The sequence below is a fragment of the Jeotgalibacillus aurantiacus genome (assembly GCF_020595125.1).
Taxonomy (GTDB): domain Bacteria; phylum Bacillota; class Bacilli; order Bacillales; family Jeotgalibacillaceae; genus Jeotgalibacillus; species Jeotgalibacillus aurantiacus.
Window position 1 is genome coordinate 506150 of record NZ_JACNMS010000003.1, and the last position, 15414, is coordinate 521563.

General features: G+C 44.3%; 15 protein-coding genes and 1 riboswitch. Of the genes, 11 read left to right on the forward strand and 4 right to left on the reverse strand.

Annotated features, from left to right (window positions below; translation table 11 throughout):
* Positions 1 to 43 precede the first annotated feature (43 nt).
* Positions 44 to 158: riboswitch (SAM riboswitch) on the forward strand.
* A gap of 112 nt (positions 159 to 270) precedes the next feature.
* The 6 genes from H7968_RS12200 (at position 271) to H7968_RS12225 (ending at position 6189) form a co-directional block, all read left to right on the forward strand.
* Positions 271 to 1572, forward strand: coding sequence for an O-acetylhomoserine aminocarboxypropyltransferase/cysteine synthase family protein (locus H7968_RS12200; RefSeq protein WP_227396417.1), 1302 nt, complete (start codon positions 271 to 273; stop codon positions 1570 to 1572).
* 17 nt (positions 1573 to 1589) lie between these two features.
* Entirely contained in the window at positions 1590 to 2663 is a 1074-nt protein-coding gene (gene metX, locus H7968_RS12205; RefSeq protein ID WP_227396418.1) for a homoserine O-acetyltransferase MetX, read from the forward strand.
* 58 nt (positions 2664 to 2721) lie between these two features.
* On the forward strand, positions 2722 to 3705 hold the full coding sequence (locus tag H7968_RS12210; protein WP_406566408.1) for an aliphatic sulfonate ABC transporter substrate-binding protein: 984 nt from the start codon (positions 2722 to 2724) through the stop codon (positions 3703 to 3705).
* Positions 3706 to 3716: 11 nt separating this feature from the next.
* Complete coding sequence (locus H7968_RS12215; protein WP_227396420.1) at positions 3717 to 4499, forward strand: ABC transporter permease; 783 nt, start codon at positions 3717 to 3719, stop codon at positions 4497 to 4499.
* Between the two features lie 14 nt (positions 4500 to 4513).
* A complete protein-coding gene (locus tag H7968_RS12220; RefSeq protein WP_227396421.1) occupies positions 4514 to 5257 on the forward strand; it encodes an ABC transporter ATP-binding protein in 744 nt (247 codons plus the stop codon).
* An 80-nt stretch (positions 5258 to 5337) separates the two neighbouring features.
* Entirely contained in the window at positions 5338 to 6189 is an 852-nt protein-coding gene (locus H7968_RS12225; RefSeq protein WP_227396536.1) for a dimethylarginine dimethylaminohydrolase family protein, read from the forward strand.
* A gap of 581 nt (positions 6190 to 6770) precedes the next feature.
* On the opposite strand, the gene H7968_RS12230 is transcribed toward H7968_RS12225, so the two are convergent.
* Positions 6771 to 6923, reverse strand: coding sequence for a hypothetical protein (locus H7968_RS12230; protein ID WP_227396422.1), 153 nt, complete (start codon positions 6921 to 6923; stop codon positions 6771 to 6773).
* Positions 6924 to 7106: 183 nt separating this feature from the next.
* On the opposite strand from H7968_RS12230, the gene H7968_RS12235 reads away from it, so the two are divergent.
* A complete protein-coding gene (locus H7968_RS12235) occupies positions 7107 to 8687 on the forward strand; it encodes a long-chain-fatty-acid--CoA ligase (RefSeq protein WP_227396423.1) in 1581 nt (526 codons plus the stop codon).
* A 39-nt stretch (positions 8688 to 8726) separates the two neighbouring features.
* On the forward strand, positions 8727 to 8996 hold the full coding sequence (locus H7968_RS12240; RefSeq protein WP_227396424.1) for a hypothetical protein: 270 nt from the start codon (positions 8727 to 8729) through the stop codon (positions 8994 to 8996).
* 218 nt (positions 8997 to 9214) lie between these two features.
* Here H7968_RS12240 and H7968_RS12245 read toward each other — a convergent pair whose 3' ends face one another.
* Complete coding sequence (locus H7968_RS12245) at positions 9215 to 9742, reverse strand: YceI family protein (RefSeq protein ID WP_227396425.1); 528 nt, start codon at positions 9740 to 9742, stop codon at positions 9215 to 9217.
* A 288-nt stretch (positions 9743 to 10030) separates the two neighbouring features.
* On the opposite strand from H7968_RS12245, the gene H7968_RS12250 reads away from it, so the two are divergent.
* Entirely contained in the window at positions 10031 to 11152 is a 1122-nt protein-coding gene (locus H7968_RS12250; RefSeq protein WP_227396426.1) for a hypothetical protein, read from the forward strand.
* A gap of 9 nt (positions 11153 to 11161) precedes the next feature.
* Positions 11162 to 12307 (forward strand): S1C family serine protease, encoded by a 1146-nt coding sequence (locus H7968_RS12255; protein ID WP_227396427.1) that lies wholly within the window; start codon positions 11162 to 11164, stop codon positions 12305 to 12307.
* A gap of 45 nt (positions 12308 to 12352) precedes the next feature.
* Here H7968_RS12255 and H7968_RS12260 read toward each other — a convergent pair whose 3' ends face one another.
* Together H7968_RS12260 and H7968_RS12265 are read right to left on the reverse strand one after the other, a co-directional pair.
* Positions 12353 to 12673: a winged helix-turn-helix transcriptional regulator gene (locus H7968_RS12260; RefSeq protein ID WP_227396428.1), complete on the reverse strand. Its 321-nt coding sequence runs from the start codon at positions 12671 to 12673 to the stop codon at positions 12353 to 12355.
* A gap of 74 nt (positions 12674 to 12747) precedes the next feature.
* A complete protein-coding gene (locus tag H7968_RS12265) occupies positions 12748 to 13668 on the reverse strand; it encodes a ketopantoate reductase family protein (RefSeq protein ID WP_227396429.1) in 921 nt (306 codons plus the stop codon).
* Positions 13669 to 13835: 167 nt separating this feature from the next.
* On the opposite strand from H7968_RS12265, the gene H7968_RS12270 reads away from it, so the two are divergent.
* A complete protein-coding gene (locus H7968_RS12270; RefSeq protein WP_227396430.1) occupies positions 13836 to 15335 on the forward strand; it encodes a methyl-accepting chemotaxis protein in 1500 nt (499 codons plus the stop codon).
* The last annotated feature ends 79 nt before the right edge of the window (positions 15336 to 15414 follow it).

A 15414-nucleotide genomic window follows, 5' to 3' on the forward strand; every position in this document is an offset into this window, starting at 1 on the left:
AAGAGATTAACATCAATGCATACCAAAACCATAACTTAATAAACTCTTATCCAGAGTGGCGGAGGGACTAGGCCCTGCGATGCCCGGCAACCAACGAGTCAGCCTTGACTTGGAAAGGTGCTAATTCCTACAGATCGGACTGATCTGAAAGATAAGAGGAGGATCAAAACCCTCTTCTTATGAAGGGGGTTTTTCTTTTCCCTCTTCTCCTTTATCCCTTTACCGCAGCCACTCGACAACTTATTCAACCACTAAAGGAGAGATTTGATCATGACAAACGAAAACCCGCAGTACAATATTGAAACGTTATTATTACACGGTGCTACTGAAGCGGATCCAACGACTGGTTCACGTGCGATTCCTGTTTATCAGACAACGTCGTATGTGTTTGACAGTGCTGAGCATGCGCAGAAGCTGTTTTCTTTAGAAGAGGCAGGCAATATTTATACGCGTATCGGAAATCCGACGGTTGCTGCGTTTGAGAACAGGATTGCTCTTTTAGAAGGCGGAGTGGGGGCTGTTGCTGTTTCGTCCGGAATGGCTGCGATCACCTATGCAGTGTTGAATCTGGCGAGTGCAGGTGATGATATTGTCGCAGCTACGAACTTATACGGTGGAACCTATAATTTATTTGCGCAAACGTTGCCCCGTTATGGCGTCAATGTAACGTTTGTTGATGTATCGGATCCTGAAAATGTCCGAAAAGCCATTGGTCCGAAAACGAAGGCAGTGTTTGCTGAAGTGATTGGAAATCCGAGCCTGCATGTGCTTGATACGGAAGCGGTAGCGAAGGTGGCTCATGAAGAAGGGGTTCCGCTTATTGTGGACAGCACGTTTGCGACTCCTTATTTGAATAAACCATTTGAGCATGGGGCCGATATTGTTGTTCACTCGGCAACGAAATGGATCGGTGGTCATGGTACGACAATCGGTGGTGTTGTGGTGGATGCCGGGAAGTTTAATTATGATAACGGCCGTTTCCCGGATTTTACAACGCCGGACCCAAGCTATAACGGACTGCGTTTTGTTGATTTGGAGGAAGCGGCTTTTATTGCTAAGCTTCGGGTCAACCTGCTGCGTGATACCGGAGCGTGCCTGAGTCCGCAAAATGCATTCTATTTATTACAGGGGCTTGAAACGTTGCATTTACGCCTCGAACGACATGTTGAAAACGCTCAGAAGGTCGCTGACTATCTTGCAGCGCATCCTTCCGTAGATTGGGTTCAGTACCCTGGACTCGAAAATCACCCTTCACATGAGCTGGCGAAAAAATATTTCCCTAAAGGTCCAGGCTCAATCATTGTGTTCGGGATTAAAGGCGGACGTGAGGCAGGAAGAAAAGTCATCGACAACACAAAGCTTTGGTCCCATGTAGCCAATGTTGGAGATGCGAAATCACTGATCATTCATCCGGCTACAACCACACACGCCCAGCTTAGAGGGGCAGATCTTGAAGCTGCCGGCGTCAAAGAGGAGCAGATTCGACTTTCAGTGGGAATCGAATCAGTGGAAGATCTCATCAATGATTTAAATCAGGCGATTGAGAAATCAGCAGTTCCTGCACATTCATAATGGAGGAGGAATCAGGAATGGGAGAGACACCTGTGACAGAGAAAACGAGGCAGAGTGAGGGAACGGTTCATATTGGCTCATTAGTGCTTGAGTCCGGAAAGATACTCCGCGACGTTTCTCTCCGCTATGAGCGGGCTGGAGATCCATTGCTTCCTGTTATCCTGATCTGTCATGCGCTAACAGGTACTCATCAATCCTACGGTACAGAGGAAGATCCGGGGTGGTGGAGAGGCTTTATCTCAGAAGGCGGTTCTGTCGATCTGACAAAATTTCAGGTCATTACTTTTAATGTGATCGGGGGATGCAGCGGTTCAACTGGGCCGGCTTCCCTCAATCCGGATAAAGAGCTGTACCGCTCGGATTTTCCCTTTGTATCCATCAAAGATATGGTCAATGCACAGCATAAGGCATTGAACGAACTGGGCATCGGACATTTACACGGTGTCATTGGCGGATCGCTAGGCGGGATGCAGGTGCTGGAGTGGAGCGTATCGTATCCGGATTTTATGGATAAAATCGTTCTGCTTGCTGCGACACCGTCATTGAGTGATTACGGCATCGCTTTTAACAGAATCGGTATTCATGCCATTGAAAATGACCCTGGATGGAACGGGGGAAATTATGATCAGGCTTCAGAGGTTAAAGGCTTTGAAGTAGCAAGAATGGTCGGCCTCGTTACGTACCGGAGTCCAGCGCTTTTCACAGGACGTTTTAAACGGGAGGAAAAACCATCTGAGGAAGAACAGCCTTACTATCAGGTGGAATCGTATTTACGTTATCAAGGTGAAAAAATCACGAAACGGTTTGATCCAAACAGTTACTTAACCCTTCTCTATGCCATGAACCATCATGATATTGGACGTGGCAGAGGCGGGATCGAGCAGGCAGCAGCACGAATTAAAGGCGAATTTTTAGGTGTAGGGTTTAAGGGAGATCTCCTTTATCCGCCGCAGGATATCAGACAGTTTGCGGCGCTGGTGGAAGGTGGGTCCTACCATGAAGTCGATACCCATTTTGGACATGACGGATTTTTAGTTGAATTTGATAAATGGGGTCCGTTGGTTAAACATCATTTTGAAAGTAAAGAATAGGCAGTCCGGCTGCCTCTTTCTTTTAACTATAAAACAGAGTAAACAGGGAGGAATTATGATGAATAGAAAAACAACAGGTCTTGTCTTATCTTTAGCAGCAATTGGGGTCCTCGCTGGCTGCTCTGCAAATGCCAATTCTGATGAACAGCCAGATAAAATAACACTTGATTATGCCTATTACTCACCGACAAGTCTTGTTCTGAAGGAGCAGGGACTGGTGGAAAAAGCACTGGAAGACGAAGGGATAGAAGTCGAGTGGGTGCTGAGCCAGGGAAGTAACAAGGCACTCGAGTTTCTCAATTCGCGGAGTGTGGATTTCGGCTCAACGGCTGGTGCTGCAGCACTGATTGCCAAATCAAACGGGTCGCCTATTGAGTCCGTTTATCTATATGCCAAGCCTGAATGGACAGCACTTGTTGCGCCGGAAGGATCTGATATTGAAAGCGTGGAAGATCTAGCTGGCAAAAAGGTAGCGGCAACGCTTGGGACGGATCCCTATATCTTTTTACTAAGAGCACTTGAGGAAGCGGGCCTGTCATCTGAAGACGTGGAAATCGTAAACCTGCAGCATGCTGATGGCGCCAATGCGTTGAGCTCAGGACAGGTGGATGCTTGGGCAGGACTTGATCCTCATATGGCAAGAGCAGAGCTGGATACAGGAGCAGAGCTGTTTTACCGTAATGCTGATTTCAATACATACGGTACGCTGAATGTCCGGTCAGATTTTGCTGAGGATTACCCTGAGTTGGTGGAAACCGTGATTGAGCAATACGAGGTGGCTAGAGAATGGACGATTGAAAATCCGGATGAAGCTGCGGCCATTCTGTCAGAAGAAGCGGATATGAACATTGAAGTAGCGAAAGCGAGTGTCGCACGTAATGATTTTTCAAATCCTGTCATTGGTTCAGAGCATACGGATGCGCTGATTGCAGCGGGTGAAGTGCTGAGAAATGAAGAGGTCATTGATGCAGATGCCGATGTGGAATCACTCGTTAATGAGCTGTTAAATCCTTCATTTACAGAATCACTTGGATCTGAATAGGAGGTGCTTTTATGAAGCAGGTCAATAAAAAGTTATCGATCGCTGGAATCGGACTCGTACTGCCCGTTTTGCTTCTGGTGATCTGGGAAGGGGCAGCCAGACTTGGATGGATTGAACCGTATCTCCTTCCCGCTCCTACAGTGGTCGTCACTTCTATTGTTGAAATGGCACAGGATGGGACGCTTTGGGGACATGTATCTATCACGCTGTACCGTGTGCTCATTGGGTTTTTGATCGGAACGGCTGCGGCGCTCGTGATCGGTTCAGCGGTTGGCTATTTCAAAAGGTTTGAACAGCTGATGGACCCGATTCTTCAGGCATTCCGATCCATCCCTTCACTGGCATGGGTGCCATTGTTTCTTTTATGGATGGGCATAGGGGAGCCGTCGAAGGTCACGCTGATTGCAGTCGGTGTCTTTTTTCCGGTTTATTTGAACATTGTCTCAGGCATCCAGGGTGTGGACAGAAAATTAATTGAAGTTGGGAAGGTGTACCGTTTCAGCTCTTTCCAGCTCGTCAAAAGAATTATCCTGCCAGCCTCGCTCCCATCCTTTTTAGTCGGTATCCGGAGCGGGCTTGGACTTGGCTGGATGTTCGTCGTGGCAGCTGAATTACTTGGGGCAAGCGAAGGTCTCGGTTATTTGCTCGTGCTCGGACAGAATACGTCATCTCCTGAACTGATTATTGCAAGTATTTTATTGTTTGCTGCATTAGGTAAAGGAACAGATGCCTTATTAAAGCAGGTGGAAGTCCGCTCGCTGAAGTGGCAGGATAATCTTCAAAATGCTCAATAACGAGGTGAGAACATATGCTGACAGTCAAGAAAGCATCAAAGTTATTTAAAGGTGGAACAGCCGGTTTTAAAGACGTCAGTTTTACGATACAAAAAGGCGAAATTGTCGGGATTCTCGGTACAAGTGGATGCGGGAAAAGTACGCTTCTGAGGGTGTTATCAGGTCTTGAGCAGTCAGACAGCGGAACCATTCATACCGGTGGAGAGCAGGGTGAGCATCAGGCAGGTGGAATGATTTTTCAGGAGCCGAGATTAATGCCGTGGCTATCAGTTGAGGATAACGTGCTCTTTGGCTTTGGTCAGCCAAAAAAGCATACTGACAAAGCAGGTCATTATTTATCACTTGTTGGATTAAGTGATTTTGCCAAGTCACTGCCGCGCGACTTATCAGGCGGGATGGCGCAGCGGACTGCGATTGCCAGAGCCCTTGCATCACAACCCTCCGTATTGCTTTTAGACGAACCCTTCAGCGCACTGGATGCTTTTACAAAAATGCAGCTGCAGGATTTACTGCTTGATATTTGGAGTCAGGAAAAAACGACAATGGCCATTGTCACGCATGATATAGATGAAGCGCTCTACTTATGTGACAGAGTGCTCGTGATGAGCGGTCAACCAGGTACCATTGCTGCAGAATTGAAAATCAAACAGCCGAAGCCGAGGAGCCGCAGTGATATCAGCCTTGCCGTCTATAAAGAAAAAATCTTTTCCATTCTTGAAGGCACGAACGGCAAGACTAAAGCACAGACAGCAAAATAAAATCCAGCTATTTCCGTTTAATCTCTTTTAAAAAAGGAATAATACACAAAAAGAGAAAATTCGGAGGACTGGATATGTTAATGGAACGAAAAGAGAGTAACAAACGTGCTGGCTGTGAAAACGAATATGGAACCCTCGAACGTGTATTAGTCTGTCCGCCGGCTTTTATGAAAATTGAAGAAGCAATAAATGAAACACAGAAGCATTTTCTAAAAGACAATATTGACCAGGAAAAAGCGATGGAGCAGCATAAAGCTTTTATTCAGCTTCTCCATGAACATGGTGCGGACGTTGTTCAACTGCCGCCAATTTCCGCGTATCCGGAGCAGGTATTTACACGTGATATCGGCTTTACGATTGGAGATACCGTTTTTGTTTCGTCAATGGGTACAGAAATGAGAGATGGCGAGGAATCCATTCTGCTTGAGTGGCTGAGAGAATCAGGTGTGCCTCATAAGAAAATCAAAACATCTTCCATTGAAGGTGGGGATGTCGTCGTTGATGGAAAAACGGTCTGGGTAGGCATCAGCAGCCGCACTACTGTCGAAGCTGTTGAAGAATTACGCACCGCTCTGCCGGATTATGACATCATTGAAGTACCATTTGATTCACAATATCTGCATCTGGACTGTCTGTTCAACATTGTTTCAGAAAATGATGCCCTCATTTATAAAGAGGCATTTGATCAGAAAACCATTGACCATTTTGCTGAAAAGTACGAGTTAATGATGGTGAATGATGATGAACAATTCACAATGGGTCCCAATGTTTTATCTATTGGAAATGATAAAGTCATCAGCCTTCCGGTCAATAAAGAAGTAAATCGCAACCTGAAACGGGCAGGCTATGATGTTTTGGAACTCGATATCTCAGAGATTATCAAATCAGGCGGTTCATTCAGGTGCTGCACACTGCCTGTGAACCGCTCATGACAAACACCTCTCCACTTGATGTGGGGAGGTGTTTTATAGTTGTTGAATAGTAACCGTGCCGTTCCTTTTCGCGGACACGGAAAAGAACGGCACGGCACTCAGTGATAAATTGATAAATAGCCTTGTTTAGAGAAAGAGATTTTCACAAAAATGTCCAAGCTTGGGTGCTAAGTGACCAAATAGCGAAGGAAAGTGACCAAGCCGGGGCGGAATGTGTCCAAATGACTTGCGAAAGTGACCAAATCAGCCGAAAAAGTGACCAAGCTCCGCCTGCCTGCGCTTTTCTTGTCTAGCTCCACCGGGCAGGGACTAGCAAACTTCCCGTCCTCTCCTTCGATAAGTCAACATCAGCTCACTGCGTTCACCGTGTTTCCTTTATCTTCGTCGAGGCCGGTCCAGTTTGTACGTCCCTAAACGCCCGCTTCTGCTTTTCTATGTCTAGCTCCACCGGGCAGGGACTAGCAAACTTCCCGTCCTCTCGTTCGATAAGTCAACATCGGTTCACTTCGTTCACCGTGTTTCCTTTATCTTCGTCGAGGCCGGTCCAGTTTGTACGTCCCTAAACGCCCGCTTCTGCTTTTCTAGGTCGCTGGCTGATCCGGCCCTTCCAGTTTCTTATCTTTTATCACTCCTGCATTTCTTTCTTTCCGGTCAACGGTGCCTTCTTCGTACATGCGCTGGATTTGTTCTTCAGCGAATGATTCTTCGATTTGTGTTTTCTTTTTATCGTTCATGATAAATCGCCTCCTTTTTGAATTAGTATCGTTAAAATGAGACCGATTATTCCTGAGGATGATTACTCTGAAATTTCTGTCAATATTTGATTTCTTTTGTGAAAACGGATACAATACACCATATCTTTCAGGTTTTTCAAAAATGTTAAGGCAATCATAGAACGATCAAAAGGGGATGGGAATATGCATGTGCCATTAATTTTAACGGATTTTCTTGATCGCGCTGTTACACTTTACGGTGATAAAACAGCTGTCGTTGACGGAGAACGCTCGCTGACTTACAGCGATGTTGAAAAAAGGGTCAATCGTTTATCAAGGGGATTAGATGAACTTGGCATCAAAAAAGGAGATAAAGTGGCGTATCTGACGCCGAATTCCCTTGAGATGTTTGAGGGATTTTATGGACTGTACCAGGTGGGGGCTGTGATGACGTCGCTCAACACGCGCCTTCGTCCGGAGGATTATCAGTTCATTTTAAATCACAGTGAAAGTAAAGTGCTGTTTGTTGCTGCAGACTTATATCCGCTCATTGAATCAATCCGGCCAAATCTTGAAACCGTACATACATTTATTATTCATGACGGGGACGCAGAAGGCTGCCTTTCTTATGAACAATGGCTGTCCGACTATTCAGAAGAAGCTTATGACAGGGTGCCACTTGAAGAAACTGATATTGCTTCGCTCCTTTATACGAGTGGGACAACGGGGGATCCAAAAGGGGTGCTCCTGTCACATCGTTCAAACTATCTCCATGCTTTAACGACAATGCATCACTTAAAAGTCAGTGATCAGGATACACTGCTTCACGTCCTGCCAATGTTTCACGTGAACGGATGGGGATCACCCTTTTATTACACGGCAAATGGTGCCACCCAGGTGATGCAGCGTAAAGTGGATCCGAAAGCCATCCTTGAAAATGTGGCTAAACATCAGGTCAGCATTATGCATATGGCGCCGACCGTTTTAAATATGCTGATTGAAGAATCATCCCACACGAACGCAACATTTGATCACGACTTAAGAGTAGTCATAGCCGGCTCTGCACCACCTCCGGCTTTTGTCAGGAAAGTGGAAGAGGAACTCGGGTGGGAATTTATTCAAGTATACGGCATGACAGAGATTTCACCGCTCGTCACAATGTCAGCTCACCGCAGTAATACGCACGTAAAAGACGCAGCCCATTCAGCTAAATTAAAATCCAAAACGGGCTATGAACTGATTGGCTCCAGGGTAAGAGTATTTAATGAAATGGGTGAAGAAGTCGCCCATGACGGTAAATCCATCGGCGAAATTGCGGTCCGCTCCAACAACGTGATGGAGGGCTACTTTAAAAATCCGGAAGCTACCTCAGCAACAATCCGCGATGGATGGCTGTATACAGGAGACATGGCAATAGTGGATGAGCGGGGATATATTGAAATCGTGGATCGCAAAAAAGATGTCATTATCAGCGGCGGTGAAAATATTTCATCCATTGAGGTAGAGGCCGCTTTATACGATCACCCGGCGATTCTTGAGGCAGCGGTCATTGCGGTACCACATGAAAAATGGGGAGAAGTTCCGCATGCCGTGATTGTCAAAAGAGAAGGCTACGAGTTAACAGAGGATGATATCATCGCATTCGCCAATGAAAAACTGGCCCGATTTAAAATCCCAAAAAGCTTCAGCTTCACAAACCAGCTTCCAAAAACAGCATCAGGAAAAATCCAAAAAGTCGTGCTGCGAAAAGAATTCTGGGATAAGGACGGGAAGATGGTGAATTGATCAGTAATCGATGATGACCAAACTGAACAGGAGGATAAGATGAAAAATAGTATTTCCGCTCTGATTTTAACCATCTTTGGTCTTTTAGTTGCCTACATGATCTTTCCGCCATTTAACATATCCTTTGGTAAAGGATCAATGCTAGCCATACCAATTGGATTTATCATTTTTTTGATAGGGGTAACATATGGCATCATTGCCTTCTATAAAAAAGAAAAAGGAGTCCTGAAATATATTTCGTTAACACCTATTCCACTAGGCGTTTTGTATGTGGTCTTCATATTTTATTTGTTTGAAGGGCTGATATAATTCATAGAACTTTTGAAGTGACAATTAGACTTCACTTTGAAAAGCTCATTGAAGATCGTAGTTCCAAACCAGAGTGCCTGGTCATTCCGTAGACTCCCTGCGCGCCGGAGCTAGACAAAGAAAAGCGAAGGAATGACCCGGCACGGTTTACTTATACTATAAAAAAGGGTCAAACATGATCGCCTCATGTTTGACCCTTTTTACTTTTTATAACAAACTTACGCTTCCTGTGCCTGAATCTGCAGGTTAATTTTGATGTCTTCTCCTACAAGCACACCGCCTGTTTCAAGCGCCTGGTTCCACGTTAAGCCGTATTCCTTACGGTTCAGCTTGCCGGTAGCAGAGAAACCGACTTTTTCGTTCCCCCATGGATCTTTTCCAGCACCTTCATATTCCACAGTGAAAGTTTCCTTGCGTGTTACATCCTTAATCGTTACATCACCAGTTAACTCGTACTCGTCGTCACCGGTTTTCTTTACATCTGTCGAAACGAACGTGATGTTTGGAAATTGCTCAACTTCAAAGAAGTCAGCTGAACGAAGGTGATTATCGCGGTCCTGATTGCGTGTGTCAATTGAATTTACATCAATAGAAAAGCGGATATCAGCTCCAGTAAGGTCAGTCGGATCAGCGGTTACATCTGCTGAAAAGTCATGGAAAGATCCTTTTACCTTTGAGATCATCATATGCTTTACTGAAAAATCGATACTTGAGTGTGCTGCGTCTACTGCCCATTTTTTTGTCATAGAAAATTCCTCCTTAAAACAAGTTACATTAAGTAACTTGGTTAGTATTTGTAATTAGTATATTCTGAGCTAAAAAGAAAGTCAATAACTTTCTCTCGAATTCGAGATATTTTTTATTTAATCTATATACCGCTCGTCTGGACTTGAAAATATTTGCGATCAGGAGCACAATAGAAACTTTAAAGAATAAGCCTGTTTCTTCACATAATTATCATTGAATTCTTTGGAAATAGAGTGAAAAATGGTAAGAAAGGGTAGTAGAATATAAGAAAAGAGGAGGGTGACACGATGAGTAACAGACATTCACATGAATCATCTTCAGATCAACCATCGTCTAAATCTCCTTCAAAAGATTTCAGTAAACCTTCGAAACCTTTTTTCAGGCCGATGAGCCTTTTAACGCTGGTTTTTGTGATCTGTATCTTATCTCTTGGAGCAGTATATGTCTATGAGACATGGAGAAATCATCAGGTTGAAGCATGGAAGACTTCGGCGGAAAATGCCGCTTTTAATAAACAATGGAAAGACGCAGAAAGAGATCTGGCACGAGCTGCCTCTGTGCGTCCGGAATATGAAGAGTTGCGCCAGAGTCTGACAGCAGTCAGAGATGCGCGTTTGTTTGAAAAAAAGATTGCACGGCTGGAGGAGAAGTTAGCGGCTGGACAGATTGAAGAAGTAGAAAACGAGATTCGTGATATCCGTGAGACACTTCAAAAAGACAAAAACGGCCTGCTCTTTCTGGAACAGCAAAAAATAATGTCTTTAAAAGAATCCACGCTTATTACTTCGATTAAAAATGAAATCAAAGAGCCTTTATCCATTCAGGCTTTGGCTGGAAAGTTGCTTGAGGTATCGGAGATTAATCGTCCCGAGGCTAAAGAGGTTCAAAACCTCATACGAAATCAGATTGCGGGATTATCAATTGATCAGGCTTCTGCAGAATTAAATAAGTTTCATTTTACAGAAGCGCTGAATATTGTCGAGATTGGACTTGGATATGCACCATTGCATGAAGAATTGATTCAATTTAAAAAAACCATTGAAGCTGAGCGTAATGCCTATCAGGAAGAGGAATATATCAGGCTTGCTGAAGCGCAGGAAGAAGCTGAAAGGCAGGATCATTTTAACCGTACTGAGGCAGTGTCAGTGGAAGAATGGGAAGTGAAAAATATAAATGATACCATTCAATTGACAGGTACGATTAAGAATAACGGAACAAGACCGATCAGCTGGATTGAAATTGAGTGGACCGTTACAGACAAAGTTGGACAGGTGATGTCCGAGAGTCTGACGGTCGTGGATCCCGAATATGTCTTACCTGACGGAGAGGGTTCTTTTAAAGATGAATTAAATTTGTCAGGAGACTATGAAAAAGTGGAGATTACATCCATCACATGGTATTTGGAATAGGGGTGAAGTATGAAGAAAAAATGGATTTCCAGCATACTTGTCTCCGTTACATTAATTGCCCTTACAGTATGGGGAGGCCTGATGCTTAGGGAAGAAATACAGCAAAACGTTAAAGAAGAACCTTCTTATCTGGTTAGTAACCAGCTTGATTCTTCACAGCGGAATTTTATTGAACAGCTTTCTCTTAATCGCGAAGAGGCACTTTTTGAAGCGCAGCAAAAAGTCATTCAGATCGAAACCCCTATCGGTTCAATAGGATCAGGGTTTATTTATAACACGGAAGGGGCAGTCGTCACGAATGCCCATGTGGTGGCAAATGCTTCTGAAGTCACGGTCATTACGGCTGACTCTGCCCGTTACGATGGTGTTGTCATCGGCATCAGTGAAAAAGAGGATATTGCTGTGATACAGGTTGATGAATTGAAGGGGAGAGAGCCTTTGGAGTTGGAACTCGACAGGGAAGCGCAGGTGCTTGATCAGGTGCTGGCACTGGGAAGTCCGCTTGGATTTCAGAACACGGTAACAGCGGGTGAGATCAACGGGACCAACCGATCATTCACCATTGAGCCGTTTATATACGAGAATATTGATCAGTTTACTGCTGCGATTTCTCCGGGAAATAGCGGTGGCCCTTTACTGAATTCATCAACAATGAAGGTAATCGGTATTAATTCAGCGGAGGAACCTGAACAGAATCTTGGTTATAGCATCCCCATTATTGATGTGAAAGATCAGATTGATGAATGGATCGCCTCACCGATGCAGGAGCTCCCGTCATTTGAGAATTACGCCGATCAGCCACAGGATGCAGTCGTTCCAACATTGGAAGAACAGGCTCTGTATATTGCACAATATTATTTATCCAGTATTGAATTTGGTGACTATGTTACGGCTTATTCTTTACTTGGCGCAGACTATCAGAATGACACGAGCTTTAACACATTTAAAGACGAATTTCGAAATCTGCTTTCCATTTCTCTGAAGACGTCTGAAGGTATTGCGATTTCCGGAGAGGTCGAAGTGAGAGCGACTGTTGAAAAAGAGGAAATTGTTTCGGGTAAACCTGAAAAAAATCTTTACTCCTATCGCTTTTTGATCACAGATGAGAATGGTCAGATGAAAATTAAACGGCTGGAATATCAGGAAGCAGAATGACAGGCATAAAAAAACAGCGGGAAATTTCCCGCTGTTTTTTTATATTCAATGACTGGAGTCAATCCATTCATCCGCCCACTTCTGTACGCCGTCCAGAATAGGAGTGAGCGAGTGTCCTTTATCAGTCAGACTGTATTCAATTCGAACCGGAGTTTCAGGGTACACGTCTCTTGCGACGAGACCATGCTCTTCCAGTTCTTTTAAACGTTCGGTTAGAATTTTGTTGCTGATCTGAGGGATCGGCTCTGCAATTTCCGAAAAGCGTTTAGGACCTTCGGCAAGTACACGGATAATCACACCATTCCAGCGTTTGCCGAGAATTTGAAACGCCTGCTCGAATTTGGGACATAAAGACATCGCGGCCATCCTTTTCCCTCCTTTATATGAAAGATGCGTTTAGTCAATCTAAGTATACAGGAGGAGGAGTGGGTTCGTCACCTTCAGCGGTTTAACAGCGTTTCGTATATTTTCACGTTGGCATAAGCTGCTTCCAAAACCGGTGCTTCAAGCTGATACTGGCTCGCTTTTTCCAGCAGCCAGCCCTGCAGGTGATGCGTTTCAGTCTGAAGTCCCTTTTCCATATCGCGCTGCATAGAGGATTTCATGCCGTATTCCATCTCCTGCATTCTCTTCATCTGAATGTCCGGCAGGTTATGGGCAATCGGAGCTTCAATCGCTCTCATGATCATCGAAATTTCTTTAAATAGACGCTCGAGGGTTTGTTTGGCAGCAGGAATTTCAACGGCAGGGCCCACCGGAGCGCGCATGAGCGTAGTAATGCCGGACATTGCTGTGATGAAAGAATATTTGTGCCACATATCCTGCATAATCGTGTCACTTCTTTTAAAGGATGCCTTCGTACCATTAAAAATTTCTTCCAATGCTGAAATTCTGTCAGTTTGACGGCCATCCCGTTCGCCGTATACGAGATCATGAACGGGGCTCGATTGAACAACGGCTCCATTTTCATCAAGTGTCGTTTCAATAAAACAGAGTCCTCCAAGAACACGATCCTCTCCGAACGCTTCAATCAATGGATCGAGGTGGGCGATACCATTCAGCAACGGAAGGATCATGGTCTTGCTGTGGACAAAAGGTGTAATATCCTTGATCACCTGATCAAGATGATAAGCTTTGGTTGTCAGGATGATGAGATCAAATGTCTCGCCCTGATCCTGAGCAGTCAGTAAAATAGGCGCTGTTGAATAATCTCCATGGGGACTTTTGATGACAAGCCCCATTTGCTGCAGCTGACGTTTGCGGTTTTCACGGACAAGAAACGTTACTTTCTGTCCTTTTTCCATCAGTCTCCCACCGAAATAGCCTCCAATTCCCCCGGCACCGGCAATTAGAATATTCATGATGCAAACCTCCAATTCAGTTTTAGTCATTATTGATCATACGTCATTTCGAAAGAAGTCGAAAGAAAAGTCGATTGAATTTTATAAAAATTCCTTTTCATCCCATAATGATCACACTATAATTAGGTTAATTGACTTACATAGATACATATAGGGGGATTATTTTTATGACAAATGGGGGAGTGGGGAAGCGTGAGACAGAACAAAAGCTGTCTGTCCTTCTTTGCAAAATATTTCTTGTTTCTGCTGCTTTAATGGTTGTTAACATGGTTGCGCAGGTATTACTATACGGAATACCTGATTTGACGGTAATGAATGTATTGTATAACACACAGTTCCTGCTGCTGATCTTACCGCCTCTTTACTATAAATTGTCCAGGGAACCGGTCTATTTTAAGGAGTTATCTGTTTTGTCCACTCTTTTATTGGCGTTTATTTTTTATTCAAACGCCTGGGTGAATGTTCCGTATTTCTGGTTTGTACCACTGGGTATTGCAGCGGTTTATGCGGATGCAAAGCTGATGAAAAAAGCATTGATTTCGACCGCGGTTCTGCTGGGAGTAGCTCAGTTTGTTCATTTGTATTTTGCAGAGCCGATGACCGTTACGACGTCGATGGAATTCGCCATTTTAACAGGAGCTTATCATATCGTTCAATATGTTCCGATCGCGATTATTCTGTTATATGCTGTGCGCCGTGCGCGGATCAAAACTGAACAAAGTGAAGAACTAAAAGAAGCGCTTCAAACAATGCTTGAAAAAGTGGAAAGTACCGCTGTTAAACTGGAAGGAAAAGTTGAGAGCCTGACTGATCAGTTAAATGGATCCTCACAGGCTGTGACTTCAGTGAGCAGACAGTTAGAAAAAATGGAAGCGGTATCATTTCATTACCGTGAATCTTCAGCAGCTGCCGAACAGCATGCTGATGGAATTATCAATGAGGTCAGAAATGTATCAGCACGTACAGATGAGATGCACCTTTTAACAGATGAAGTGATCCATGCTGCTGCTCAAAATCAGGCGAATCTGAGGGATACAATCAGACAGATGTCTGAAGTCCAAAGTTCGTCTGAAAAATCTGTTGATACCGTTCAGGTCCTTGATGAAAAAACGAAGGAAATTGATCAGGCACTGAATTTAATCGAAGGAATCGCTGATCAGACAAATCTTCTGGCACTGAATGCATCCATTGAAGCGGCAAGAGCAGGAGAGCATGGAAAAGGATTTGCGATTGTGGCAGATGAGGTAAGAAAGCTTGCAGAACAATCCTCTGTTTCTTCTGAACACATCAGAGCGATCGTCTCCGACATCTCAAACGCTAAAGAGGAGGTCGTTCAGTCGCTGAATAGCACAAAAGGAAAAATCGATACGAGTATGGCTTCTATTCAGGACACTGCTACTGTTTTTCAGCAGCTGATTGGACGTCAGGAACAACTGAAGCAGCAGCTCAATCAGGTCATTGAGGCATCAAAGGGTTCCGCTCAAAGCGGACAGTCTGTTCATGAAGCCATGCAGGTACTTCAGCAGCACGCATCAGAAAATGATAAAAGCATTGAAGACATCATTGATTCCATGCACAGATTAGAACAAACATTTAACGACATCCAATCCTTTGCCGATGAGGTAAAAGGACAGGCAAATGACCTGATGGCTAACCTGAAAAAATAATCCTGAAACCTTTTGTTCAGAAAAAACGTCTATATAGGAGACAGTCAAACCTGACTGCTCTGTTAAATATGGAAATCAA

Bases quoted from the DNA above. Each gene is read 5' to 3' on its own strand.
- H7968_RS12200 (WP_227396417.1), top strand. From the start codon at position 271: ATGACAAACGAAAACCCGCAGTACAATATTGAAACGTTATTATTACAC.
- metX (WP_227396418.1), top strand. From the start codon at position 1,590: ATGGGAGAGACACCTGTGACAGAGAAAACGAGGCAGAGTGAGGGAACG.
- H7968_RS12210 (WP_406566408.1), top strand. From the start codon at position 2,722: ATGAATAGAAAAACAACAGGTCTTGTCTTATCTTTAGCAGCAATTGGG.
- H7968_RS12215 (WP_227396420.1), top strand. From the start codon at position 3,717: ATGAAGCAGGTCAATAAAAAGTTATCGATCGCTGGAATCGGACTCGTA.
- H7968_RS12220 (WP_227396421.1), top strand. From the start codon at position 4,514: ATGCTGACAGTCAAGAAAGCATCAAAGTTATTTAAAGGTGGAACAGCC.
- H7968_RS12225 (WP_227396536.1), top strand. From the start codon at position 5,338: ATGGAACGAAAAGAGAGTAACAAACGTGCTGGCTGTGAAAACGAATAT.
- H7968_RS12230 (WP_227396422.1), bottom strand. From the start codon at position 6,923: ATGAACGATAAAAAGAAAACACAAATCGAAGAATCATTCGCTGAAGAA.
- H7968_RS12235 (WP_227396423.1), top strand. From the start codon at position 7,107: ATGCATGTGCCATTAATTTTAACGGATTTTCTTGATCGCGCTGTTACA.
- H7968_RS12240 (WP_227396424.1), top strand. From the start codon at position 8,727: ATGAAAAATAGTATTTCCGCTCTGATTTTAACCATCTTTGGTCTTTTA.
- H7968_RS12245 (WP_227396425.1), bottom strand. From the start codon at position 9,742: ATGACAAAAAAATGGGCAGTAGACGCAGCACACTCAAGTATCGATTTT.
- H7968_RS12250 (WP_227396426.1), top strand. From the start codon at position 10,031: ATGAGTAACAGACATTCACATGAATCATCTTCAGATCAACCATCGTCT.
- H7968_RS12255 (WP_227396427.1), top strand. From the start codon at position 11,162: ATGAAGAAAAAATGGATTTCCAGCATACTTGTCTCCGTTACATTAATT.
- H7968_RS12260 (WP_227396428.1), bottom strand. From the start codon at position 12,673: ATGGCCGCGATGTCTTTATGTCCCAAATTCGAGCAGGCGTTTCAAATT.
- H7968_RS12265 (WP_227396429.1), bottom strand. From the start codon at position 13,668: ATGAATATTCTAATTGCCGGTGCCGGGGGAATTGGAGGCTATTTCGGT.
- H7968_RS12270 (WP_227396430.1), top strand. From the start codon at position 13,836: ATGACAAATGGGGGAGTGGGGAAGCGTGAGACAGAACAAAAGCTGTCT.